The sequence below is a fragment of the Nocardioides pocheonensis genome (assembly GCF_003725535.1).
Classification (GTDB): Bacteria; Actinomycetota; Actinomycetes; order Propionibacteriales; family Nocardioidaceae; genus Marmoricola; species Marmoricola pocheonensis.
In genome coordinates this window covers 172,161-193,975 of sequence record NZ_RJSF01000019.1, presented here as the reverse complement: position 1 = coordinate 193,975, position 21,815 = coordinate 172,161, and the positions used below count along the sequence as shown (strand labels likewise).

Annotated in this window: 24 protein-coding genes; 8 read left to right on the top strand and 16 right to left on the bottom strand. The window is 71.8% G+C overall.

Annotated features, from left to right (window positions below):
- Window positions 1-13: 13 nt before the first annotated feature.
- From EFL26_RS06775 to rimP, 3 genes are read right to left on the bottom strand one after another with little or no spacing between them, the layout of a single operon-like run.
- Window positions 14-349 carry a YlxR family protein gene (locus tag EFL26_RS06775; protein WP_123222123.1) on the bottom strand — a complete coding sequence of 112 codons (336 nt, stop codon included), beginning with the start codon at window positions 347-349 and terminating at the stop codon, window positions 14-16.
- Window positions 350-403: 54 nt separating this feature from the next.
- Window positions 404-1,393 carry a transcription termination factor NusA gene (gene nusA, locus EFL26_RS06770; protein ID WP_123222122.1) on the bottom strand — a complete coding sequence of 330 codons (990 nt, stop codon included), beginning with the start codon at window positions 1,391-1,393 and terminating at the stop codon, window positions 404-406.
- Window positions 1,394-1,395: 2 nt separating this feature from the next.
- Window positions 1,396-1,887 (bottom strand): ribosome maturation factor RimP, encoded by a 492-nt coding sequence (rimP, locus tag EFL26_RS06765; RefSeq protein ID WP_123222121.1) that lies wholly within the window; start codon window positions 1,885-1,887, stop codon window positions 1,396-1,398.
- Between the two features lie 66 nt (window positions 1,888-1,953).
- On the opposite strand from rimP, the gene EFL26_RS24115 reads away from it, so the two are divergent.
- Together EFL26_RS24115 and EFL26_RS24110 are read left to right on the top strand one after the other, a co-directional pair.
- Window positions 1,954-2,481 carry a hypothetical protein gene (locus EFL26_RS24115; protein ID WP_183408069.1) on the top strand — a complete coding sequence of 176 codons (528 nt, stop codon included), beginning with the start codon at window positions 1,954-1,956 and terminating at the stop codon, window positions 2,479-2,481.
- Complete coding sequence (locus tag EFL26_RS24110; RefSeq protein ID WP_183408068.1) at window positions 2,478-2,897, top strand: ferritin-like domain-containing protein; 420 nt, start codon at window positions 2,478-2,480, stop codon at window positions 2,895-2,897. The genes EFL26_RS24115 and EFL26_RS24110 overlap by 4 nt, the downstream gene beginning before the upstream one ends.
- 48 nt (window positions 2,898-2,945) lie before the next feature.
- Here the strand turns inward: EFL26_RS24110 and EFL26_RS06755 are convergent, their stop codons facing one another.
- Genes EFL26_RS06755 through EFL26_RS06740 form a run of 4 tightly spaced genes read right to left on the bottom strand, consistent with a single transcriptional unit; the run spans window position 2,946 to window position 6,835 of the window.
- Window positions 2,946-3,662, bottom strand: a complete 717-nt coding sequence (locus EFL26_RS06755; protein ID WP_123222119.1) for an HAD family hydrolase — start codon at window positions 3,660-3,662, stop codon at window positions 2,946-2,948.
- A 54-nt stretch (window positions 3,663-3,716) separates the two neighbouring features.
- On the bottom strand, window positions 3,717-5,486 hold the full coding sequence (locus EFL26_RS06750) for a proline--tRNA ligase (protein WP_123222118.1): 1,770 nt from the start codon (window positions 5,484-5,486) through the stop codon (window positions 3,717-3,719).
- 48 nt (window positions 5,487-5,534) lie between these two features.
- A complete protein-coding gene (locus EFL26_RS06745) occupies window positions 5,535-5,903 on the bottom strand; it encodes a DoxX family protein (protein WP_123222117.1) in 369 nt (122 codons plus the stop codon).
- Window positions 5,904-5,956: 53 nt separating this feature from the next.
- Window positions 5,957-6,835, bottom strand: coding sequence for a GNAT family N-acetyltransferase (locus tag EFL26_RS06740; protein ID WP_246000054.1), 879 nt, complete (start codon window positions 6,833-6,835; stop codon window positions 5,957-5,959).
- A gap of 32 nt (window positions 6,836-6,867) precedes the next feature.
- On the opposite strand from EFL26_RS06740, the gene EFL26_RS24105 reads away from it, so the two are divergent.
- Window positions 6,868-7,626: a hypothetical protein gene (locus tag EFL26_RS24105; RefSeq protein WP_183408067.1), complete on the top strand. Its 759-nt coding sequence runs from the start codon at window positions 6,868-6,870 to the stop codon at window positions 7,624-7,626.
- On the opposite strand, the gene ispG is transcribed toward EFL26_RS24105, so the two are convergent.
- The 6 genes from ispG to EFL26_RS06705 all read right to left on the bottom strand — a co-directional run bounded on the left by ispG (window position 7,623) and on the right by EFL26_RS06705 (window position 13,821).
- Window positions 7,623-8,774: a flavodoxin-dependent (E)-4-hydroxy-3-methylbut-2-enyl-diphosphate synthase gene (gene ispG / locus EFL26_RS06730; RefSeq protein ID WP_123222115.1), complete on the bottom strand. Its 1,152-nt coding sequence runs from the start codon at window positions 8,772-8,774 to the stop codon at window positions 7,623-7,625. The two genes, EFL26_RS24105 and ispG, sit on opposite strands and share 4 nt — an antisense overlap.
- A gap of 28 nt (window positions 8,775-8,802) precedes the next feature.
- Window positions 8,803-10,113 carry a M50 family metallopeptidase gene (locus EFL26_RS06725; protein WP_123222114.1) on the bottom strand — a complete coding sequence of 437 codons (1,311 nt, stop codon included), beginning with the start codon at window positions 10,111-10,113 and terminating at the stop codon, window positions 8,803-8,805.
- Window positions 10,114-10,123: 10 nt separating this feature from the next.
- Window positions 10,124-11,233: a 1-deoxy-D-xylulose-5-phosphate reductoisomerase gene (dxr, locus tag EFL26_RS06720; protein ID WP_123222113.1), complete on the bottom strand. Its 1,110-nt coding sequence runs from the start codon at window positions 11,231-11,233 to the stop codon at window positions 10,124-10,126.
- Between the two features lie 24 nt (window positions 11,234-11,257).
- Complete coding sequence (locus EFL26_RS06715; protein WP_123222112.1) at window positions 11,258-11,632, bottom strand: nuclear transport factor 2 family protein; 375 nt, start codon at window positions 11,630-11,632, stop codon at window positions 11,258-11,260.
- Window positions 11,633-11,705: 73 nt separating this feature from the next.
- Window positions 11,706-12,281: an NUDIX hydrolase gene (locus tag EFL26_RS06710; protein ID WP_123222111.1), complete on the bottom strand. Its 576-nt coding sequence runs from the start codon at window positions 12,279-12,281 to the stop codon at window positions 11,706-11,708.
- 58 nt (window positions 12,282-12,339) lie between these two features.
- The gene (locus tag EFL26_RS06705; protein ID WP_123222110.1) at window positions 12,340-13,821 is read right to left on the bottom strand and encodes an NAD-dependent succinate-semialdehyde dehydrogenase; all 1,482 of its coding nucleotides are present in this window, start codon (window positions 13,819-13,821) and stop codon (window positions 12,340-12,342) included.
- A gap of 206 nt (window positions 13,822-14,027) precedes the next feature.
- On the opposite strand from EFL26_RS06705, the gene EFL26_RS06700 reads away from it, so the two are divergent.
- A complete protein-coding gene (locus tag EFL26_RS06700; RefSeq protein ID WP_123222109.1) occupies window positions 14,028-14,909 on the top strand; it encodes a serine protein kinase RIO in 882 nt (293 codons plus the stop codon).
- 23 nt (window positions 14,910-14,932) lie between these two features.
- Window positions 14,933-16,042 carry an LOG family protein gene (locus tag EFL26_RS06695; protein ID WP_221176860.1) on the top strand — a complete coding sequence of 370 codons (1,110 nt, stop codon included), beginning with the start codon at window positions 14,933-14,935 and terminating at the stop codon, window positions 16,040-16,042.
- On the opposite strand, the gene EFL26_RS06690 is transcribed toward EFL26_RS06695, so the two are convergent.
- Together EFL26_RS06690 and EFL26_RS06685 are read right to left on the bottom strand one after the other, a co-directional pair.
- The gene (locus EFL26_RS06690; RefSeq protein WP_123222107.1) at window positions 15,932-17,041 is read right to left on the bottom strand and encodes an adenylate/guanylate cyclase domain-containing protein; all 1,110 of its coding nucleotides are present in this window, start codon (window positions 17,039-17,041) and stop codon (window positions 15,932-15,934) included. The two genes, EFL26_RS06695 and EFL26_RS06690, sit on opposite strands and share 111 nt — an antisense overlap.
- Window positions 17,042-17,045: 4 nt before the next feature.
- A complete protein-coding gene (locus tag EFL26_RS06685) occupies window positions 17,046-17,450 on the bottom strand; it encodes a cyclic nucleotide-binding domain-containing protein (RefSeq protein ID WP_123222106.1) in 405 nt (134 codons plus the stop codon).
- 145 nt (window positions 17,451-17,595) lie between these two features.
- Between EFL26_RS06685 and EFL26_RS06680 the strand changes: the two genes are divergently transcribed.
- Window positions 17,596-19,377 carry a TIGR03767 family metallophosphoesterase gene (locus tag EFL26_RS06680; RefSeq protein WP_123222105.1) on the top strand — a complete coding sequence of 594 codons (1,782 nt, stop codon included), beginning with the start codon at window positions 17,596-17,598 and terminating at the stop codon, window positions 19,375-19,377.
- Window positions 19,378-19,384: 7 nt separating this feature from the next.
- Here the strand turns inward: EFL26_RS06680 and rlmN are convergent, their stop codons facing one another.
- Complete coding sequence (gene rlmN, locus EFL26_RS06675) at window positions 19,385-20,542, bottom strand: dual-specificity RNA methyltransferase RlmN (protein ID WP_123222104.1); 1,158 nt, start codon at window positions 20,540-20,542, stop codon at window positions 19,385-19,387.
- Between the two features lie 86 nt (window positions 20,543-20,628).
- On the opposite strand from rlmN, the gene EFL26_RS06670 reads away from it, so the two are divergent.
- Window positions 20,629-21,165 (top strand): sigma-70 family RNA polymerase sigma factor, encoded by a 537-nt coding sequence (locus EFL26_RS06670; protein ID WP_425464102.1) that lies wholly within the window; start codon window positions 20,629-20,631, stop codon window positions 21,163-21,165.
- Window positions 21,162-21,812: an anti-sigma factor family protein gene (locus EFL26_RS06665; protein WP_123222102.1), complete on the top strand. Its 651-nt coding sequence runs from the start codon at window positions 21,162-21,164 to the stop codon at window positions 21,810-21,812. Before EFL26_RS06670 ends, EFL26_RS06665 begins: the two co-directional genes overlap by 4 nt.
- Window positions 21,813-21,815 lie beyond the last annotated feature (3 nt).

The following is a 21,815-nucleotide window of genomic DNA, read 5'->3' as shown; positions in this document are numbered from 1 at the left end:
TGATGCTCCAGTTTCATCTCGGTTGGTCGGTCACAGAGGACGTGAGGTACTCCCTCAGAACTGTCAGGCTCAGCGGGCCCGGGCCGCCACGTCCTCCGGCATCATGCCGCAAGGCCCTGGCGAAGGCTCGTCTGCGCTCGGCGAGTTCGAAACACTCGAGGGTGGGGTGCAAGTGCGCTCCACGTCCCGGCGCGGTGCCGCCCGGGTCGGGTACGACGGCCGCGGAGGAATCCGCACCGTGCGCGCCCGGTCCTGCGACGACCCGCAGCAACTCACGCTTGGCGGCCCGCTTGCGACATCCGATGCAGGTCCGGACCGGGCCGGGAGCAGCGTCGTCACGTGGAGTCACCAGCGGCGAGTCTAGCCGCTCGGGCGGCGTACGCCGAACCGAGCCGCCCGCTCGCTACTCGCCGGTGGCGGCCGGTGGAGCCTCGTCGCTGCGGATGTCGATCCGCCAGCCGGTCAGGCGGGCGGCCAGGCGCGCGTTCTGGCCCTCCTTGCCGATCGCCAGGGACAGCTGGAAGTCCGGGACGACGACCCGCGCGGACCGGGCGGCGAGGTCGACGACCTCGACGCTGGAGACGCGTGCGGGGCTCAGGGCGTTGCCGACCATCTGCGCGGGGTCGTCCGACCAGTCCACGATGTCGATCTTCTCGCCGTGCAGCTCGTTCATGACGTTGCGCACCCGCTGGCCCATCGGCCCGATGCAGGAGCCCTTGGCGTTCACACCCGGTACGTGCGAGCGCACGGCGATCTTGGTCCGGTGCCCGGCCTCACGGGCGATCGCCGCGATCTCCACGGTGCCGTCGGCGATCTCCGGCACCTCGAGCGCGAACAGCTTCTTGACGAGGTTCGGGTGGGTGCGCGACAGCATCACCTGGGGTCCGCGCATGCCCTTGCGCACGCTCACCACCAGGCACTTGATCCGGGTGCCGTGGGAGTAGTCCTCGCCGGGCACCTGCTCGCCCTGCGGCAGCAGCGCCTCCAGCTTGCCGAGGTCGACCAGCACGTCGTTGGGGTCACGCCCCTGCTGGATCAGCCCGGAGACGATGTCGCCCTCCTTGCCGGAGAACTCACCGAACCTCATCTCGTCCTCGGCGTCCCGCAGCCGCTGCAGCATGATCTGCTTGGCCGTCGTCGCCGCGATCCGGCCGAAGTCCGCCGGGGTGTCGTCGAACTCCTCACCCTCGGGGTTGCCCTCGTCGTCGGACTCCCGGGCGTAGACCACGACGTGGCCGTTCTTGCGGTCCAGCTCGACCCGCGCGTGCTCGAGCGCCCCCGGCGTCTTGTGGTACGCCGTCAGCAGTGCCTGCTCGATCGCCTCGACGAGGACCTCGAACGAGATCTCCTTCTCGCGCTCGAGCATCCGCAGGATGCTCATGTCGATGTCCACGGCTAGTCCTCCTGGGACGCGGCAGCCGGCCGCTTGAACTCGATCTGGATCCGCGCCTTCGTGACGTCCTCGTACGCGACGCGGCGCTGCGTGCCGTCGACGTCCAGCTCGGCACCCGCCTCGTCGGACGCGACGATCCGGCCCGTCACCTCGCCGCCGTCGGCGAGCGTCACCTTGACCAGCCGGCTGGCGTTGCGGCGCCAGTGCCGGGGGTGGGTCAGCGGACGGTCCACGCCGGGCGACGAGACCTCCAGGGTGTAGGGGCTGTTGCCCATCGCGTCGGAGTCGTCGAGGACGCGGGAGACCTCGGTGGTGGCCGCCGCGATGTCGTCGAGGTCGACGCCGCCGTCCTTGTCCACGGCGACGCGCAGCACCGAGCGCTTGCCTGCCCTGGAGAGGTCGACCGCTTCGAGGTCGAGGCCGAGCGCCTCGATCGGCCCGGCGAGCAACCCAGCCAGGCGGTCGGTGATGTCGGGCGTGCCCGGCGCACTCATGAGCGACCTCCTGCTGTGTTGTTGTGGTGAACCCACCCTATAGGGCTGTCGTTACGATGCGCCGTGATGAGGTCCCAGACACGCTCCGCCGCCGCGCGGCCCAGCCGCCGGACCGCGCTCGGGATGGGTGTGGGAGCCGCGACCGTGCTCGCGACCGCGGGTTGTGCCCTGAACAACCCGCTCCGCGAGGACAAGACGCCCGCGGCGCGAGCGGTCCGCGACCTGGAGCCGGACGTCGCCGTGGCCGTCGAGGCCGCGGCCCTCCTGCGCACGGCGCAGGCGGCGGCGAGCGCCACCGCCGAGCGCCACCCCGGCCTGGCTGCCCGGCTTGCCGGACCGCTCGCGACCCATCGCGCGCACCTCGACCGGGTCTCCGCCGCCGTGCCCGACGGCGTGGACCTCTCGGCCACGGCGACGCCGTACGTCGTGCCGGAGCGACCCGCCGCGGCCCTGGCGCAGCTGGGCACCGCCGAGCGGTCGCTGCACGACGGCCTGGTCGGGCTCGCGATGCGCGCGCGCAGCGGTCCGTTCGCCCGCCTGCTCGGCGCGATGGCCGCGGCGACGAGCCAGCAGCTGCGAGGGCTGGCCGGATGACGCCCCTCGAGGCCGAGCAGGCGACGCTCGCGGGCGAGCACGCCGCGGTGTACCTCTTCGGCGTGCTCGGCGCGCAGGCGTCGGAGTCCCGGCAGCCCGACCTCTACGCCCGCCTGCTCGACGCCTTCCACACCCACCGGAGGCGCCGCGACCAGCTCACCGTGACGATCGCCGGGTCGGGCGCCGACCCGGTGCCCGCGGAGGTGTCCTACGACCTGCCGGCGGCGATGTCCACGGCCGCAGAATTGAACGATGCGGCGCTCCAGGTGGAGCGCCGCATCGCCAGGACCTACGGCCAACTCATCGAGAGCACCGCCGGCGCTGAACGCCGATGGGCCCTTGTCGCTCTCGACGACTCGGCCGTCCGTCAACTGGAGTTCCGAGGAACCCCCGAGATGTTCCCCGGTACTGACTGAATCTTCGCGTGGCCGGACTCGGTTCGGAACTCTCTTGCCGCTTCGTGTTCATGCACTGCACAACCCGGCAACAATTGCAGGGATCTCCGCCAGCTCGTGGGCCACCGCGTCGGGTGTCCCCTCGGAGTGGCCGACCTGCTCGGGCGGGATGGCGCTGTGCGGGACGTGGATCGCCCGCATCCCGGCGTTGTGCGCTCCCCAGACGTCGTCGAACAGTCGGTCGCCGACGTACACGCACCGGCTCGGGTCGGTCACGCCGACGGCCGCCATCGCGGCCTCGAACGCGTGCGGCGACGGCTTCGTCCACGGCACCTCGCTGGTGTACACGTCTCCGTCGACCAGGTCGAGCACCCCGTCGCGCCGGAAGAACCCCTCGTGCCACGCGCGGGGCCAGATCGTGTTGGAGAGCACCCCGACCTTGATGCCCCGCTCGCGCAGCGCGGTCCACATCGGCGCGACCTGGGGGTCGGTCAGCGTGTGCGGCTCCCAGAAGTCGTAGTAGGCCGTGAGCAGCTCCGGGTCGTGGTCGAGGCCGGCCTCGGCGAAGAGGTCGCCGATCGTCGCGCTCCGCTGGTGGTCGCGGCTCCAGCCCCACACCGTCGCGCCGGCCTGGTGCAGCCGCGCGGCGTGTACGTCGTAGCCGTGCTCGGCACCGTCGGCGGCGACCACTGCCTGGGCCAGCGCCAGGGACTCCGCGTGGAAGTCGATGTCGTGCCACGCGGTGAGCGTGCCGCCCCAGTCGAAGATCACTGCCTCGATGTCCATGGCGCCGAAGGTAGTGGCCCGCCCGGGCCGGGAGCGATCGGGTTTCGGCGTACCTCAGGACCCGTGCGCGAGGTGCACGACGTGGTTGGCCGCCTGCAGGAACGGGACCTCGGTGCGCTCCCCCGACCGGCGGTCCTTGACCTCGACCTTGCCGTCGACGAGCCCGCGACCGACCGTGAGGATCGTCGGTACGCCGATCAGCTCGGCGTCCTTGAACTTCACGCCCGGGCTGACCTTCTCGCGGTCGTCGTAGAGCACCGTGATGCCGCGGCGTGACAGCTCGTCGGCGAGCTCGGCCGCGGCGTCGTAGACCGCCGTGTCCTTGCCGGTGGCGACGATGTGCACGTCGGCGGGCGAGATCTCCCGCGGCCACACGAGCCCGAGCTCGTCGTTGTTGCCCTCGGCGATGGCCGCCACGGCACGAGACACGCCGATGCCGTAGGACCCCATCGTCACCGTGACCAGCTTGCCGTTCTCGTCGAGGACCTGCAGGTCGAGCGCGTCGGCGTACTTGCGGCCGAGCTGGAAGATGTGGCCCATCTCGATGCCGCGGGCGGACTCGAGCGTGCCGGAGTCGCAGTTCGGGCAGGGGTCGCCGTCGCGGACCTCGGCGGCCTCGATGGTGCCGTCCGGGGTGAAGTCGCGCCCCGCGACGAGGTCGAGGACGTGGCTGCCGGCGACGTCGGCGCCGGTGACCCAGCGGGTGCCCTCGGCGACCCGCGGGTCGACGAGGTAGCGGATGCCCGAGTCGGACTTCTCGCCCAGGGCCCCGGGGCCGATGTAGCCCTTGACCAGCGTGGGGTGCTTGCGCAGCTCGGCGTCGTCCATGGGCTCGACCTCGATCGGCTCGAGCTGGCCCTCGAGGCGCTTCTGGTCGACCTCGCGGTCGCCGGGCAGGCCGATCGCGAGCGGCTCGCGGGTGCCGTCGGGGTGCTTGAGCAGCACGAGCACGTTCTTGAGCGTGTCGCCGGCAGCCCAGGGCCGGTCGTCCCGGGGGTACTTCTCGTTGAGCAGCGCCACCAGGCTCTCGATGGTGGGGGTGTCGGGGGTGTCCTCGGCGTGCGCGGCCGGCGCGTCGTCGTACGGGACGGGCGCGGGCGGCCGCACCTGCACGGCCTCGACGTTCGCGGCGTAGTCACAGCTCGTGCAGCGCACGTAGGTGTCCTCGCCGACGTCGGCCTTGGCCAGGAACTCCTCGGACTTGGACCCGCCCATCGCCCCACTGGTGGCCTTGACGATCACGTAGTCGAACCCGAGCCGGTCGAACGTCTTGACGTAGGCCTGCCGGTGGGCGGCGTACGAGGCGTCCAGGCCCTCGTCGGTGGTGTCGAAGGAGTAGGAGTCCTTCATGATGAACTCGCGGCCGCGCAGCAGGCCGGCGCGGGGGCGCGCCTCGTCGCGGTACTTGGTCTGGATCTGGTACAGCCAGACGGGCAGGTCCTTGTACGAGGAGAAGAGGTCCTTCACCACCAGGGTGAACATCTCCTCGTGCGTCGGGCCGAGGAGGTAGTCGCCGTCCTTGCGGTCCTTGAGCCGGAAGATGCCGTCGCCGTACTCGGTCCAGCGTCCGGTCGCCTCGTAGGGCTCGCGAGGCAGCAGCGCGGGGAACTGCAGCTCCTGCGCGCCGATCGCGTCCATCTCCTCGCGGATGATCCGCTCGACGTTGCGCAGCACCCGCAACCCCAGGGGCAGCCAGGTGTAGATGCCGGGCGCGGCGCGACGGATGTAGCCGGCCCGCACCAGGAGGCGGTGGCTCGGGACCTCCGCGTCCGCCGGGTCCTCCCGCAGGGTCCGCACGAACAACGACGACATCCGCATGATCATGGGTGAAGGCTACTTGCGCCTGCCCCGCCCCCTCGACGGGGTTTGCGCTCAGGCGCGCGCGGCCCGGAGCGCCCCGCGGATCATCGGCAGCTGGAGCGGCAGCCGGGCCCAGGCCGCGGCCTTGAACCCGGTGTTGCGCCCGCGCTGCGCGTCGAGCGCCATCTTCACGTTGCCGGGGAAGACCGCGACCAGCAGCGCGGCGCTCGCGAGACCCGCCAGCCGCCGGGTCGGCGGTGCGAGCAGGCCCACGGCGCACGCCAGCTCGGCGATGCCGGAGCCGAGGATCACCTCGCGGTGCGCCGGCACCCAGCCGGGCATCAGCGGCTCGAACACCTCCGGCCGGACCAGGTGGACGGTGCCGGAGGCCAGGAACGCCCCGACCACGATCTTTGCGTCACGGCGCAGGGGTGCGGTCATGGCCGGGAGCCTAGCGACCGGCGCGGAGGGGCAGCAGGCGACCGTCGGACGACTCAGAACATGATCGTCGAGAACGTGCCGGACTGCCGGAAGCCGACCCGCTCGTACGCCGTCCGCGCAGCGATGTTGTGCGCGTTGACGTACAGGGCGACGTTCGGGGCGATCTCGCGCAGCGCCACGTCGACGACCGCGGCCATGCCACGGGTGCACAGGCCCTCCCCGCGACGCTCCGGGTCGACCCAGACTCCCTGGATCTGGCACGCGGTCGGCGTCGCGCAGGCGACCTCCGCCTTGAAGACGACCTTGCCGTCCTCGATCCGCGAGAACGACCAGCCGCGGTTGACCAGCTGGGCGACCCGGGCGCGGTACAGGTTGCGGCCGCCGTCGAGCTCGGGCGAGACCCCGACCTCCTCCTCGTACATCGCCACGCAGGCGGGATAGAGCGTGTCGATCTCCTCGGGTGTGGTGCGCCGGACCAGCGCGTCGGCCGTGACCTCCGAGGCCGTCGCGATCTCGAGGTGCGGCTGGTCCCAGCGGGCCTCACGGGGTGCGCCCCACTCCTCGGCGAGGTCCGACCACAGCAGCTCCACCGCCTCGCGCGGCCCGACGATGGTCGAGCTGACCCGACGGTGACGCAGGGCACGCGCGGCGAAGGCCGCGCACGACTCGGGAGTGCCCGCCACCGGCACCATGTTGGCGCCCACGTGGCACAGCGCCTGCAGCTTCCCGTCGACCAGGTAGCCCCACATCTGGCCGCCGAGCCAGCGCGGGTCGAGCTGCGTGAGCCGGCTGCGGTACTCGACGAAGACGTTGGTCACCGGGTCGCCGGCGAGCACCTCCAGGGCGGCCGGCAGGTCTGCCGGACCGAGCACGCGCACGCCCGTCGAACGGCCCTGGGGCCGCTCCGCGTGTCGCCCCTGCGATGCCAGCACATGGGGACTGTACCGACAGATACGGTGGCCCCATGCCCCGTCCTCCCAAGTGGCTGCGGGCCGGCGTCATGGCCGTGCTGGTGGCCTCGAGCGCCGCTGCCCTGGTCGCCTGCGGCGCGAGCACCTCCCCGACCGCCTCCACCTCGGCGACCCACCGCCTCGCGGACTGCCGGTCGCAGTGGAAGGACGTCGGGGACAGCGTGCTCGGCATGGACCAGGACACCAACCCCTCAGCGCTGGCGGACCGGTGGACGTCGGTGATCGCGACCGTGGCGTACTACCGCAGCAGCGGCTCGGTCAAGGACTGCCGGGCCCGCGTCGACGGCCAGATCAAGGCGGTGACCGCGCTGCGCCAGTTCAGCCAGCAGCTGCGCCCGTACGACATGACCTACCAGCTCGGCCAGGTGGAGGCGGCGATCGACCTCTACCTGCACGACCCGTTGCCGGCGCCGGTCCGCGACGACAGCGGCCGGAAGGTGGAGCCGCCGACGAAGGACGCGGTCAGCGCGGCGATGAAGACCCTGACCGACAACGCAGCGCAGGCCAACGCCGAGCTGGAGCCCGGCTGGCAGGAGACCAGCTCGGTGGACCTCACCGACGTGTCCGCGCTGACCAAGACGATGCAGGACCTCGACTTCCTCGCCCAGGACAGCCCGCACTGGCGGGCGTGCGAGGAGGCCCTGCAGGTGCTGGTCGCGGCGATCCGCGCGCAGGAGGGCCTCTCGGGCTCCGGGTCGACCACCGGGTCGACCACGCCGTCGGCCGCCCCGTCGGCGTCGCCGACGTCCTAGGAGACGGACACCTCGGCCGAGGCTCCCTCGACCGGCTCCATCTCCTCGGCGAGGCGCATCGCCTCCTCGATCAGCGTCTCGACGATGTCGGCCTCGGCAACGGTCTTGATCACCTCGCCGCGGACGAAGATCTGACCCTTGCCGTTGCCCGACGCCACGCCGAGGTCGGCCTCGCGGGCCTCACCGGGCCCGTTGACGACGCACCCCATGACCGCGACTCGGAGCGGGACCTCCATGCCCTCCAGGCCGGCGGTCACCTTCTCGGCGAGGGTGTAGACGTCCACCTGCGCGCGGCCGCAGGACGGACAAGAGACGATCTCGAGCTTGCGGGGGCGCAGGTTCAGCGACTGGAGGATCTGGATGCCGACCTTGACCTCCTCGACCGGGGGCGCCGAGAGCGACACCCGGATGGTGTCGCCGATGCCCTTCGAGAGCAGCGCGCCGAAGGCCGTGGCGGACTTGATGGTGCCCTGGAACGCGGGCCCCGCCTCGGTCACGCCCAGGTGCAGCGGCCAGTCGCCGCGCTCGGCGAGGAGCTCGTAGGCGCGCACCATCACGACCGGGTCGTTGTGCTTGACCGAGATCTTGAAGTCGTGGAAGTCGTGCTCCTCGAAGAGCGACGCCTCCCACACGGCCGACTCGACCAGTGCCTCGGGGGTCGCCTTCCCGTGCTTCTTCAGAAGCCGCGGGTCGAGCGAGCCTGCGTTGACCCCGATCCGGATCGAGGTGCCGTGGTCCTTGGCGGCCGCCGCGATCTCCTTGATCTGGTCGTCGAACTTCTTGATGTTGCCGGGGTTGACCCGTACGGCGGCGCAGCCGGCCTCGATCGCCGCGAAGACGTAGCGCGGCTGGAAGTGGATGTCGGCGATGACCGGGATCTGCGAGTGCTGCGCGATCTCCGGCAGGGCCTCGGCGTCGTCCTGCGAGGGGCACGCCACCCGGACGATGTCGCAGCCGGCCGCGGTCAGCTCGGCGATCTGCTGGAGGGTGCTGTTGACGTCGGCGGTGAGCGTCGTGGTCATCGACTGCACCGAGATCGGGGACTCGCTGCCGACCCCGACCTTGCCGACCTTGATCTGACGGGTCGGCCGGCGCGGTGCGAGCACGGGAGGGGGTGCCTGCGGCATGCCGAGGGAGACCGATGTCATGAGTCCATCCTAGGGAGGGTCGCGAAGGTCACGAGAGCGAGACCGGCGCGACGATGTCGGCGTACACGAGGATCGCGGTCATCACGAGCAGCAGGCTCGCCACGACGTAGGTGACCGGCAGCAGCTTGGCGGCGTCCACCGCGCCCGGGTCGGGACGGCCGAGCACGCGCGCGAAGGCGCGCCGCGCGGCCTCGTAGAGCGTGGTGGCGATGCCGGCACCGTCGAACGGCGGCAGCGGCACCAGGTTGACCAGGCCGAGGAAGAGGTTGAGCCCGGCGAGCAGCAGCACGAGTGAGAAGAACCGGCTGGCCAGCGAGCTCTGGGTGTCGGACGCGAACTCCCCGGCCACGCGACCCGCGCCGACCACGCTCATCGGGCTGTTCACGTCGCGCTTCTCCAGCCCGAGGGCTGCCCGCGACACGTGGTAGACCTTCTGCGGCATGGCCGCGATCGACTTCAGCGTCTGCCAGGTGCCGTCGGCCATGGTGCTGACCACGTAGCCGACGCCCTGGCGCTGACGTGCGACGGCGGGCTTGATGCCGAGGAATCCCGCGTGGACCGTCTTGGTGGGGTCGGTGAGCGATGGGATGCCGTTCACGGTGGTGCTGGTGTGCAGGGTGAGGGTCGTGCCGCCGCGCTCGACGACCAGGTCGGCAGCGCCCGCCTCGTTGGCACGGATCAGTCGCTGCAGCTCGTCGTAGGAGCCGATCGCCTGCCCGTTGAACCGCACGATCCGGTCGCCGGGCTTCAGGCCCGCGCGCAGGGCCGGGGTGACGGGGTCGGCGGCGGTGCACGGGCCGGCCTCGTGGCCGGTCTCGACGACCTTCACGCACCGCGACACGGTGCCGACCGTCGTGGTCGCGTCGTTGATGCCGTAGCCCATGAACACCACGGCGAAGAGGCCGAACGCGAGCACCAGGTTGATCGTCACGCCCGAGCCCATGATCACGATCCGCTTCCACCAGGGCAGCCGGTAGAACAGCCGGTCGTGGTCCTCGGGCGACACGTGCTCGTACTCCGCCGAGCGGGCGTCGCTGACCAGCTGGGCGAAGATGCCGGTGTTGGTCGCGCGCACCTTCTCCGGGTCCTGGTCGGGCGCCGGAGGCAGCATGCCGACGAGCTTGACGTAGCCGCCGAGCGGGATCGCCTTGACGCCGTACTCGGTCTCGCCGCGGCGCCGCGACCAGATCGTGCGCCCGAAGCCGATGAAGTACTGCGTGATCTTGACGTCGTAGAGCTTGCCCGGCACGAGGTGACCGACCTCGTGCAGCCCGATCGACGCGGCCACGCCGACGGTGAACAGCAGGACGCCGGCGAGGTACATCAGGGCGTCGCTCATCGGACGGTGCTCATCGGGTGGGCTCCAGCAGGCGGTGGGCCTCGGCGCGGGCCCAGGCGTCGGCCGCCAGCACGTCGTCGAGGGAGAGGTCTGTCGGCGTCGAGCCTACGTCGTGGCTGGTCAGGACGTCGGCGACCGTGTCGACGATCGCCGGGAAGCGGAGCCGGCCGTCGCGGAACGCCGCGACGCACACCTCGTTGGCCGCGTTGTAGACCGCCGGGGCGGTGCCGCCGCGCGCGCCCGCCTCACGGGCCAGGCGTACGGCGGGGAAGGCCTCGTCGTCGAGCGGGAAGAACTCCCACGCCTGGGGCTGGGTCCAGTCCACCGGCGGCGCGGTGTCGGGCACTCGATCGGGCCAGGCCATCCCCAGCGCGATGGGGATGAGCATGGTCGGCGGCGACGCCTGCGCCAGCGTCGACCCGTCGGTGAACTCCACCATCGAGTGCACCACCGAGGTGGGGTGGACGACCACCTCGATCCGGTCCATCGGGATGTCGAAGAGCAGGTGCGCCTCGATCACCTCGAGGCCCTTGTTGACCAGGGTCGCCGAGTTGATCGTGACGACCGGCCCCATGTCCCAGGTCGGGTGGGCGAGCGCCTCCGCCGGGGTCACGTCGGCGAGGTCGTCCCGGGTGCGACCGCGGAACGGGCCACCGCTCGCGGTGAGCACGAGTCGGCGGACCTCCTCGGCCCGTCCGCCGCGCAGGCACTGCGCGAGGGCGCTGTGCTCGCTGTCGACGGGCACGATCTGGCCCTCCGCGGCGCGCGACGTGACCACGGAGCCGCCCATGATCAGGGACTCCTTGTTCGCCAGCGCGAGCGTGTTGCCGGCCTCCAGGGCCGCGACGGTCGGCCGCAGGCCGACCGCGCCGGTGATGCCGTTGAGCACGACGTCCGCGCGCAGCGCGGCTGCCTCGACCGACGCCTCCTCCCCCAGCCCGGAGAAGGCAGGCGCGAACTCCGCCACCTGGGCCTCGAACAGGTCGGGCTGCGAGCCGCCGGCCGTCAGACCGACCACCCGGAAGCGGTCGGGGTTCGCGCGGACGACGTCGAGGGCCTGGGTCCCGATCGAGCCGGTCGAGCCCAGGACCACGACGTCACGACGATCCGGGGAGGTCACCGGAGCATCCTCCCAGCCGCCGGGTCAGCGCGGGTACGCGCGGTCGATCATCGCCTCCCCACCGAAGGTCTCGAACCGGATCAGCTTGCCGTCGCTGTCGTAGCTGAGCAGGTTGACCGACTCGGCGGTCTCTCCTCCGAGCTCGACGTCGCAGACGACGGCTACCTTGTCGCCCTCGGCGATGAACTCCTTCGGCGTGGTCCGGAAGCCCCTCTCCAGGAGCTTCATCCAGAACCCGCCGACCTCGTCCTTGCCGCGGTAGGTGCCGGTGAGGGCGTTGTCTCCGCCGACGATCCACTCGATCGAGTCGGAGATGTCCTTCATGGCACCTTCGGGGTCCATGGCGCCGAACGCCTGGTACCCGTTGATGGCTGCCTGCTTGTTGACTGTTGCTTCCATGCGGAACCTCACTTGGTCCCCCTCGACGTTCGACGCTACGACCGGCTCCGGGACGCCGCAAGACGCGGACGGGTCATCCTGGCGAGGCGAGGGTGCCGTAGTCGCCGATGCCCGCGTCAGCCAGCCGACCGAGCAGCTGACGGGTGTCCGGAACGAAGGCGATCGAGGGATCGGCGAGCATCCCGGCCAGCTCGCCGAGCGTCATCCACCGGCCCTCCGCAACCTCCTCCGGCTGGTGCCGGACCGGACCGCTCCAGACGGCTTCGAAGGCGTGCTCGAAGCAGCGCGTGCCCTCGTCCTGGTACAGGTGCGTGACGAGCGCGCGCAGCGGTACGCCGGTGATCCCGAGCTCCTCGCCGAGCTCGCGCACCGCCGACTCCTCGGGCTCCTCCCCCACGACGATCACGCCGCCGGCCGCGGCGTCCCAGTGAGCGGGTGCCCAGTCCTTCGAGTCGCTGCGGCGGTGGACGTAGATGTGCCCGGACCCGTCGCGCACGAGCACGGCCGTGGCGGAGTGCAGCAGGTTGTCCCGGCGTACGACGGACCGCGGCGCGCCGCCGAGCACGTGGCCGTCGCGGTGGACCAGGGCCACCTGCTCGTCAGGTACCTGCTCAGGTTTCGGCCCGCCGTCGCGGGTTCGCGAGCTCACCCGCGGGCTCGCTCAACCTCTTCGCGTCGCGACCTGCTCGTTCCTCGCATGTCGCGGCTCAGAGCTTCACCGCGACGTACTTGGTCTCCAGGTACTCCGCGATCCCCTCGTTGCCGCCCTCGCGGCCCGTGCCGGACTGCTTGACCCCGCCGAACGGAGCCCCGGCGTTCGAGACGATGCCCTGGTTCAGCCCGACCATGCCGGTCTCCAGCGCCTCGCACACGCGCAGGGCGCGCTGGACGTCGCGGGTGAACACGTAGGAGACCAGGCCGAACTCGGTGCGGTTCGCCGCCTCGATCGCCTCCTCGTCGGTGCGGAACGTCGCGATCGGCGCCACCGGGCCGAAGATCTCCTCGCTGAGCACGCGCGCGTCCGAGGGCACGCCGGTGAGCACGGTCGGCTCGTAGAAGTAGCCCGCACCGTCCGGGACACGCCCGCCGGTCACGCAGGTCGCGCCCTTGCTGACCGCGTCGTCGACCAGCTCGGCCACCTTCGCCTGCTGCTTGTCGTCGATCAGCGGACCGACGTCGACGCCGTCCTCGGTCCCCCGGCCGACGGTGAGCGCGCCCATCCGCTCGGCCAGCCGGCGGCCGAACTCCTCGGCGACCGACTCGTGGACGTGGAAGCGGTTCGCCGAGGTGCAGGCCTCGCCCATGTTGCGCATCTTGGCGAGCATCGCGCCGTCGACCGCGGCGTCCAGGTCGGCATCCTCGAACACCAGGAACGGCGCGTTGCCGCCGAGCTCCATGGAGACCTTCAGCACCTGGTCGGCGGCCTGGGCGATCAGCGTGCGGCCGACCTCGGTCGAGCCGGTGAAGCTCAGCTTGCGCAGCCGCGGGTCTCCGATGATCGGCGCCGAGACGTCGCTCGAGCTGGTCGAGGTCACGACGTTCAGGACACCCGGCGGCAGCCCGCACTCCTCGAGGATCTTCGCGAGCGCGAGCATCGACAGCGGAGTCTGGTGGGCCGGCTTGACGACCATCGTGCAGCCGGCGGCGATCGCCGGGCCGATCTTGCGCGTGCCCATCGCGTTGGGGAAGTTCCACGGCGTGATGAAGTAGCAGGGCCCGACCGGCTGGCGCATGACCAGGACGCGGCTCTGCCCGTTGCCGGCCGTCTTGTAGTAGCCGTCGATGCGCAGCGCCTCACCGGAGAACCAGCGGAAGAACTCCGCGGCGTACGCGATCTCGCCCTTGGACTCGGACACCGCCTTGCCCATCTCGAGCGTCATCAGCAGGGCCAGCTCGTCGGACCTCTCGCCCAGGGCGAGGAAGGCACGGTGCAGGATCTCCGAGCGCTCGTTCGGCGGGGTGGCCGCCCAGGAGGCCTGGGCCGCGACGGCGGCGTCGAGCGCGGCGCGGGCGTCGTCGGGGGTGGCGTCGGCGACCTCGCACAGCACCCCGCCGGTCGCCGGGTCCTCGACCTCGAACGTCGAGCCACCCGTCGCGTCGCGCCACTCACCACCGATCAGCAGCTGCTTCGGCACGGCCTCGACGACCTTGCGCTCCTCCGGTCCCAGCTCGGTGCCACCGGTGCTCATCTGCACTCCTCCCAGTCCGGTCCTCGACCCTCAGGCTCACCCTAGGCCCCGGTCGGGAAAACCCGTTGCCGAGCCGGGACGGCATCGAGGATCGTGGGCGCGTCGAGCCTCGCGCAGGAGGCTCCGGGAGCAGAGGAGGCGTGACATGCGCATCACTGTCGTCGGCGTGCCCGCCGTCCACCTCTCACTCCCACGGAGCATCCACCATGCACGACTCCGGTCCCGGCGCCTCGCCCGACCTGGTACCTGACCACACCACCGACCCGGCCTTCACCTTCGAGTACGTCGCCCTCGACGACGTCGGCGAGGGCCAGCGCTTCTCGACGTACTGGGACGTCGAGCCGCTCATGCGCGGTCCTCAGCCCCCGCCGGACTGGCTCGTGACGAGCCGGGCGGCCATCGACACCGAGCTCGGCGTCCTGAAGACCGGCAAGGAGGCCGAGGTCTTCCTGCTCGAGCGCGCCCTGCCGGCCGACCTCGCGCACGACGGCCCGCGCTCGTGCGTGCTCGCCGCCAAGCGGTACCGGGGCGCCGAGCACCGCACCTTCCACCGCACCACGGACTACACGGCCGGGCGACGGACCCGGGACAGCCGGGTGACCCGGGCCCTCGCGAGGAAGAGCGCGTTCGGTCGCGAGGTCGCGGCCGGCCAGTGGGCGATGGCCGAGTGGGAGTCGCTCAAGCGCTGCCACGAGGCCGGGGTGCCGGTGCCCTACCCCGTGCAGATCGACGGCACGGAGATCCTCATGGAGCTGGTCACCGTCGACGGCGAGCCGGCACCCCGGCTGGCCGGCACCCGGCCCGGGCGCGACCTGCTGGAGCACTGGTTCGAGCAGCTGCGCGAGGCGATGGTCGCCCTGGCGCGGCACGGCCTGGCCCACGGGGACCTCTCGCCGTACAACATCCTCGCGGCCGGGGACCGATTGGTCATCATCGACCTGCCACAGGTCGTGGACCTCGTGGCGAACCCGCTCGGCGCGGACTTTCTCCAGCGCGACTGCCACAACGTGTGCACGTGGTTCGCGCGGCGCGGCCTCGAGGTCGACGAGCACGCGCTGTTCGGGGAGCTGATGGCCAGCGCCTGGTGACGTCGCGAGGCTATCTTCGACCCGTGCGGCCCACGGAGATCGAATCCCTCGAGGAGTTCGACGGGTTCGTGGAGCGCGGGATCCGCTCGCTGAGCGGGTTCCACCTGCAGTCGCTCGCCCTCGCCGACCGGTCGGAGGCGCTCGCGCGCCTGGACGTGGCGGGCGCGGTGTTCCTCGGTTGCCGGTTCGTCGCAGGCACGGGGCCGGGCAGCGAGCTCGACGTGCGCCGGCGTGGGGGTCTGGTCTTCCCCGCCGTGCCCGACGTGCCGTTCAACCCGTACCGCGCCGAGCTCTACACCCCCGCCGAGCTGTACGCCGGCCTCGACCGGGGCTACGCCGCGACCCTGGACGCCGCGGCGTACGCCTGGTCGCGCACACCGCGCACGCTGGACAAGAGCCTGGCCATGGCGCTGCACGACCACGCCATCGACGACGCCGTCGAGGAGTTCACCGCGGGCCGGCGGATCGTCGGGGTCATGGGCGGCCACGCCGTACGCCGGGACGCGCCGGCGTACCTCGCGGCGGCCCGCCTCGGCCGCACACTCGCCGACCACACGGGGCTCACGGTGCTGACCGGTGGGGGTCCGGGCGCGATGGAGGCGGTCAACCTGGGCACGTGGCTCTCGGACGCACCCGACGCCGAGCTGGTCGAGGCGGTCGGCCTCCTCGCCGCCGTGCCGGACTTCGCCCCGGACGTCACCGCCTGGGCGCAAGCAGCGTTCGCGGTGCTCGCCCGCTGGCCCGGCGGCACGGAGTCGCTCGGGATCCCGACGTGGTTCTACGGGCACGAGCCGCCCAACTTGTTCGCGACCCGCGTCGCGAAGTACTTCCGCAACGCCCTGCGCGAGGACGTGCTGCTGGCGCTGTGCCGCGCCGGGGTGGTGTTCCTGCCCGGTGCGGCCGGCACGGTCCAGGAGATCTTCCAGGCAGCCTGCGCGAACTACTACACGCGGCCCGAGCTGGTCGCGCCGATGGTGCTCGTCGGGCGGGACTACTGGGCCGAGCAGCTGCCGGCGTGGCCGCTACTCGAGGTCCTCGGCGGCCGCGGCGCGCTGGGCCCGCGCCTGCATCTCGTCGACGACGCGGCGGAGGTCCTCCCCCTTCTCCTGGAGATAGGCGGCAGCCGGCGGTAGCTCGTCGTCGTCGTCGGCCGCCCGACCGAGCTTCCACGGCTCGAGCCGCCGGTAGCCCTTGACCGACGTGCGGCGCATCCGGCGGAGCCGGAAGTCGGGGTGGTCGCGCAGGGCCTCGGCCAGCTCCTTGTCGGTCAGCACCCGGCCCGGGCGGGCGACCGACGTGAGTCGCGCGGCGATGTTCACGGTCGGCCCGAAGACGTCGCCGAGCCGGTGCAGCACCGGTCCCCACGCCAGCCCGACCCGCAACCGGGGGAAGTCCGGGTCGCGGTCCTGCTCCTCGACGAGGTCCAGCGCGATCCGGGCGGCGTCCTCCGGCCGGTCGGCGGCGAAGAGGATCTCGTCGCCGATGGTCTTGATGATCCGGCCCTCGTGCCCGGTCACGATCGCCAGCGCCCGCGCCTCGAAGACGTCGACCAGGCGCCCGAGCTCCTCCTGCGTCAGCGCCCGCGTCTGCCGGGTGTAGTCGACGATGTCCGCGAAGCCGATCGCGGTGCTCACCGCGCCCTCGTCCCCCTGGGGGGCGAGCAGCAGCCGGGACGCGGCGTTGAGCACGTGTCGCCGCCAGACGTAGTTCTGCACCTGCTCGATCAGCGGGGTCACCTCGCCGATCACGGCGTCGAGCTCATCACCCGTGAGGGTCGTCGGGTCGATCTCGCGCCCGAGCAGGGCCAGCTGCCACTCCGCCAGCCGGGCGAAGCTGCGGCCGAGGGTCCGGATCAGCGCGGCCTCGTCGTCGTCGGTGATCATCCCGATCTCGCGCAGCCGCTGGGTGAGCCGCATGGCCTCGAGATCGGCCTCCGTGAAGACCACCGCGTCGTCGTCGACCGCGGTGAACCCCAGCGAGCGCCAGCGCTGGCGGGCGAGGTCCATGCTGATCCCGATCTCCTCGGCGATCTGCGGTCCGGTCAGGGTGGGGTGGCTGCCGAGCAGGTGCTCCTCGAGCAGGTCGACGACCTGCTGCGGGTCGAGCGGCGAGTCGCCGCGTGCGGCGGGCATGGCCTCAGGCGGGCCCGAGGCGGTCGGCCGTCGTACCGCGCAACGCTTCACCGAACGCCGGGACCTCGTCGAGCAGCTGCTCCAGCGACTCCTTGGTGAAGTGGATGACCTCGAGCGGGGTCAGGCTCACCACGCTCGCCGACCGCAGGCGGTGGTTGACGATCGCCATCTCGCCGATGACGTCGCCGGGGCCGAGCCGCGTCACCTCCACGCCTCCCTTGCGGACCGAGACCTCGCCGTCGACGATCAGGTAGGCCTTGTCGGCCGGGGTCTTCTCCCAGATCAGCGACCAGTCCGCGGGCAGGTGGACGTGACGCCCGGCCCGCACGACGGTCTGCAGGTCGTCGTCGCTCAGCGCCTCGAGGCGGTTGAGCCGGGCGAGCCGCTCCGGCGGGGGCGCATCGGCCATCGGTCTGGTCCTCCTCGAGGTGGGCGTCCCGGACGGACCGCTCCTCGGCCATCCTCGCGTCCGGCCCGGCAGGTGTCCACCGACGCACCGCGTCCGTGGTCCAGACCGCGACGTGACCGTGCACACACCCCGTCGTTGGGCAGGCATGGAGCTGTCCCGACGCGGGCTGCTGCGCTCTGCCGCAGTGGTCACCGGTCTCGCCGCCGTCCCACCGCTGTTCGCCTCTCTCGCCGAGTCCGCCGTCGCCGGCACGACGTCGGGCGCGTCCGGCACCACCCTCGCCGGCACGTACGGTCGCGGTGCGCCGAACGCGAAGGGCTACGCGAAGGTGGTCCGCCTGGCCGGGGAGCCGCGGGTGGTGCGCACCGACCTCGGCATCGAGGCCGCTGCCGGCCGCGAGGACTGCCGCACCCCGCTGCTGGCGTTCGCGCAGTTCAGCGACGTGCACGTGGTCGACTGCCAGTCGCCCGCGCGCGTCGAGTGGATGGACCGCTTCGAGGACCCGAACGACCTCGGGCTGACTCCCGGGCTGCTGTCGGCGTCGTACCGGCCCCAGGAGCTGCTCACCGCCCAGGTGCTCGACGCCATGGTGCGCGCGGTCAACGCGATCCGGAAGGGTCCGGTCACCGAGCTCCCGCTCGCGTTCATGATCGAGACCGGCGACAACTCCGACAACTGCCAGCACAACGAGGTCCGCTGGAACATCGACATCCTCGACGGGAAGGCCGGGGTGAGGCCGGACAGCGGCAGCTACTCCCGCTACGACGGCGTGATGGACAACAACGCGCTGTACTACGACACGCACTACTGGCACCCGGGTGGGACGCCGCTGGGCAAGAAGGACGACGTCTACCGCGACCAGCACGGGTTCCCGAGGATCACCGGCCTGCTCGACGCCGCGCGGCGGCCGTTCGACGCCGAGGGCCTCGACATCCCCTGGTACACCTGCTTCGGCAACCACGACGGCCTCATGCAGGGCAACTTCCCTGCGAAGTCGACCCAGCTCGGTGTCCTCGCGACCGGCAACCTCAAGGTGATGAGCAGCCCCGCCGGACTCAGCCAGTCCGACGTGCTGAACGCCGTGACCGAGCAGAACCTCGACAGCATCCTGGACAACCTGCTGCTCTCGCCGCTGGCCCGGATCGTGCCCGCCGATCCAGCCCGGCGCGTGGTCAGCCGCGCAGAGATCGTCGCCGAGCACTTCGACACGACCGGCACGCCGGTCGGCCACGGCTTCACCGCGGCGAACCGCGCCGACGGGACGGCGTACTACTTCTTCGACCAGGGCACGTTCCGGTTCGTGGTGATGGACTCGGTGAACCCGAACGGGTACGCCGACGGCTCCCTGGACCAGCCGCAGTTCGCCTGGTTGCAGAGCACCATCGAAGCCGCGGCCGGCAAGGCCGTGATCGTCTTCAGCCACCACACCTCCGACACGATGGGCAACCCGCTGGTGCTCACCGGTCTCGACGCGACGCCCCGGGTGCGGGGGCCGGCGGTCACCGCCTACCTGCTCTCCCAGCCCCGGGTCATCGCCTGGGTCAACGGGCACACCCACCGCAACCAGATCACCCCGCACGTGCGGGCGGACGGCAGCGGTGGCTTCTGGGAGATCAACACGGCCTCGCACATCGACTTCCCGCAGCAGGCGCGCCTGATCGAGGTCGTCGACAACGCCGACGACACGCTGTCGATCTTCACGACGATCTTCGACCACGCGGGTCCGGCCGACTACAACGGTGACCTGTCCTCCACGGTCAGCCTGGCGGCGCTGTCGCGCGAGCTCGCCGCGAACGACCCGCAGTCCGACCTGGCCTCGCTCAGCGGTCCGGCCGCGGCCCACAACACCGAGCTGCTGCTGGCGACGCCTCCTGAGCTGCGCGGGCGGCTCTGCGCAGCGGCCGTACCGGCCGGAGCCCGCGCGTAGGCGGCCCTCAGGAGTCGGCCGCGGCCAGCTGGCCGCAGGCACCGTCGATCTCGCGGCCCCGGGTGTCGCGGACCGTGGTCGGCACGCCCTTGGCCTCGAGCCGGCGTACGAACTCCTTCTCGTCGCGCGGGTCGGAGGCGGTCCACTTCGATCCCGGCGTGGGGTTGAGCGGGATCAGGTTGACGTGCACCCAACCCCACCGTGTCTGATCCTGGGGGCCGTAAGAGTTCAGCACGTCGCCGAGGAGGTCGGCGCGCCACGCCTGGTCGTTGATGCCGCGCATCATGGCGTACTCGATCGACACCCGGCGCTTCGTCCGGCGCGCGTAGTCCCAGGCCGCCTCGACGGTCTCGGCCACCGAGAAGCGGGTGTTGATCGGCACCAGCTCGTTGCGCAGCTCGTCGTCGGGCGCGTGCAGGCTGAGCGCCAGCGTCACGGGGATGCCCTCGTCGGCCAGCTGCTTCATCCGCGGCACGAGCCCGACCGTGCTGACCGTGATGCCGCGGGCGGACATGCCCAGCCCGTCGGGCGCCTTGTCGGTGAGCCTGCGGACCGCCCCGATCACCGCGTTGTAGTTGGCCATCGGCTCGCCCATGCCCATGAACACCACGTTCGAGACCCTGCCCGGACCGCCGGGGACCTCCCCACGCGCCAGCGAACGAGCCCCGGCGACCACCTGCTCGACGATCTCCGCGGTCGACATGTTCCGCTGGAGGCCGCCCTGGCCGGTGGCGCAGAAGGGGCAGGCCATGCCGCAACCGGCCTGGCTCGAGACGCACATCGTGGTCCGGCTCGGGTAGCGCATCAGCACCGACTCGACCAGCGCGCCGTCGAACAGCTTCCACAGCGTCTTGCGGGTCGTGCCCCGGTCGGCCTCGAGCGTGCGCAACGGGGTCATCAGGTCGGGCAGCAGCCCCTCGACCAGCTCGTCGCGCTGGCTCGCCGGGAGGTCCGTCATCTCGGCGGGGTCGTCGACCAGCCGGGAGAAGTAGTGGGTCGAGAGCTGTCGCGCGCGGAACCCGGGCAGGCCGAGCTCCTCCAGGCGGGCCTTGCGCTCGGCGGGCGTGAGGTCCGCCAGGTGGCGCGGTGGCTTGCCCCGGCCCTTGGGCTCCTCGAAGACGAGGGGGAGGGTCTTGATCGGCTGGGTGCTCTCGGCATGGGACATGACCGGCCGATTCTCCCACCGGGACGGGCACGGGCCCAATTCGTCGACGACAGGTCCGCTTGAACCTTCCCGTGCCGACGTGCGTGGTGTCAGATGTGGAGGTGGTCCGCACGCCCGACCTGGACGAACAGCTCATGCGCACCGCGTGCGAGCACCATGCGGACGCGCTGTGGAGCTTCTGCCTGCGCCTCACCCGTGGCGACGCCGCCCGCGCGGAGGACATCGCCCAGGAGACGCTGCTGCGCGCATGGCGGCACCCGAGCGTCCTCGGGCGCGAGCCGGACGGCGTCCGGGCGTGGCTGTTCACGGTGGCGCGCAACGTGGCGATCGACGCGTGGCGGGCCAGGTCGGTGCGACCGGAGGACAGCACCGACCCCGTCGACCTCGAGGTGGTGGCCCCGGACCGCACCGACGAGCTGCTCCAGCAGTGGCTGGTCGTCGACGCGCTCCGGTCGCTGAGCGCCGACCACCGCGCCGCCATCGTCGAGTGCTACTACGGCGGTCGGACGGTCGCCGAGGCGGCCGACCGGCTCGGCGTCCCTCCCGGGACGGTGAAGTCGAGACTGCACTACGGCATGCGCGCCCTGAGGCTGGCGCTCGAGGAGAGAGGGGTCACGCGATGAGCGTTCCGTGCGAGTCCGCGGCGGCCTACGTGCTCGGCGCGCTCCCCGCGGGCGAGCGGGCGACCTTCGAGCAGCACCTGGCCGGCTGTGAGGACTGCCGCCAGACCGTCACCGAGCTCGCCGGCCTGCCCGGCCTGCTCTCGCGGGTCTCGCCCGCCGACCTGACCGACACGGCACCGGTGCCGGACACGCTGGTGCCGCGCCTGCTGCGGGAGGTACGCCGCTCCGGACGCCGGCGCCGGCTCCTGGTGAGCGGTCTCGCCGCGGCCGCCGTCGCGCTCGCCGTCGCCGGCACGGCCACGATCGTGGACCGCGCACAGCCGCAGTCACCGGCCGCCGGCGTGGCGATGCAGGCGGTCGTGCCGAGCCCGGTGACCGCGACCGCCGCGCTCGTGCGCCACGGCTGGGGCACCGAGATCACGATGAAGTGCCGGTACTCCGACAAGTCCGAGTGGTCGCGGCCCTACACCCTGGTCGCGGTGGACGACCGCGGCACGTCGTACGAGATCGGCACCTGGGTGGTCGGGCCGGGCAAGACCGCGTCGGTCTCCGGCTCGGTGCCGGTGCAGCCCGAGCACATCGACCGCGTGGAGATCCGGTTGACCTCGGGTACGCCGCTGCTGCGGCTGCGACCGAGCCGGACGTGAGCG

Bases quoted from the DNA above. Each gene is read 5' to 3' on its own strand.
- rimP (WP_123222121.1), bottom strand. From the start codon at position 1,887: ATGAGTGCGCCGGGCACGCCCGACATCACCGACCGCCTGGCTGGGTTG.
- EFL26_RS06665 (WP_123222102.1), top strand. From the start codon at position 21,162: ATGAGCGTTCCGTGCGAGTCCGCGGCGGCCTACGTGCTCGGCGCGCTC.
- EFL26_RS06750 (WP_123222118.1), bottom strand. From the start codon at position 5,486: ATGATCATGCGGATGTCGTCGTTGTTCGTGCGGACCCTGCGGGAGGAC.
- EFL26_RS06755 (WP_123222119.1), bottom strand. From the start codon at position 3,662: ATGGACATCGAGGCAGTGATCTTCGACTGGGGCGGCACGCTCACCGCG.
- EFL26_RS24115 (WP_183408069.1), top strand. From the start codon at position 1,954: ATGAGGTCCCAGACACGCTCCGCCGCCGCGCGGCCCAGCCGCCGGACC.
- EFL26_RS24105 (WP_183408067.1), top strand. From the start codon at position 6,868: ATGCCCCGTCCTCCCAAGTGGCTGCGGGCCGGCGTCATGGCCGTGCTG.
- rlmN (WP_123222104.1), bottom strand. From the start codon at position 20,542: ATGTCCCATGCCGAGAGCACCCAGCCGATCAAGACCCTCCCCCTCGTC.
- EFL26_RS06680 (WP_123222105.1), top strand. From the start codon at position 17,596: ATGGAGCTGTCCCGACGCGGGCTGCTGCGCTCTGCCGCAGTGGTCACC.
- EFL26_RS06715 (WP_123222112.1), bottom strand. From the start codon at position 11,632: ATGGAAGCAACAGTCAACAAGCAGGCAGCCATCAACGGGTACCAGGCG.
- ispG (WP_123222115.1), bottom strand. From the start codon at position 8,774: ATGACATCGGTCTCCCTCGGCATGCCGCAGGCACCCCCTCCCGTGCTC.
- EFL26_RS06705 (WP_123222110.1), bottom strand. From the start codon at position 13,821: ATGAGCACCGGTGGCACCGAGCTGGGACCGGAGGAGCGCAAGGTCGTC.
- EFL26_RS06700 (WP_123222109.1), top strand. From the start codon at position 14,028: ATGCACGACTCCGGTCCCGGCGCCTCGCCCGACCTGGTACCTGACCAC.
- EFL26_RS06685 (WP_123222106.1), bottom strand. From the start codon at position 17,450: ATGGCCGATGCGCCCCCGCCGGAGCGGCTCGCCCGGCTCAACCGCCTC.
- EFL26_RS24110 (WP_183408068.1), top strand. From the start codon at position 2,478: ATGACGCCCCTCGAGGCCGAGCAGGCGACGCTCGCGGGCGAGCACGCC.
- EFL26_RS06725 (WP_123222114.1), bottom strand. From the start codon at position 10,113: ATGAGCGACGCCCTGATGTACCTCGCCGGCGTCCTGCTGTTCACCGTC.
- EFL26_RS06690 (WP_123222107.1), bottom strand. From the start codon at position 17,041: ATGCCCGCCGCACGCGGCGACTCGCCGCTCGACCCGCAGCAGGTCGTC.
- EFL26_RS06745 (WP_123222117.1), bottom strand. From the start codon at position 5,903: ATGACCGCACCCCTGCGCCGTGACGCAAAGATCGTGGTCGGGGCGTTC.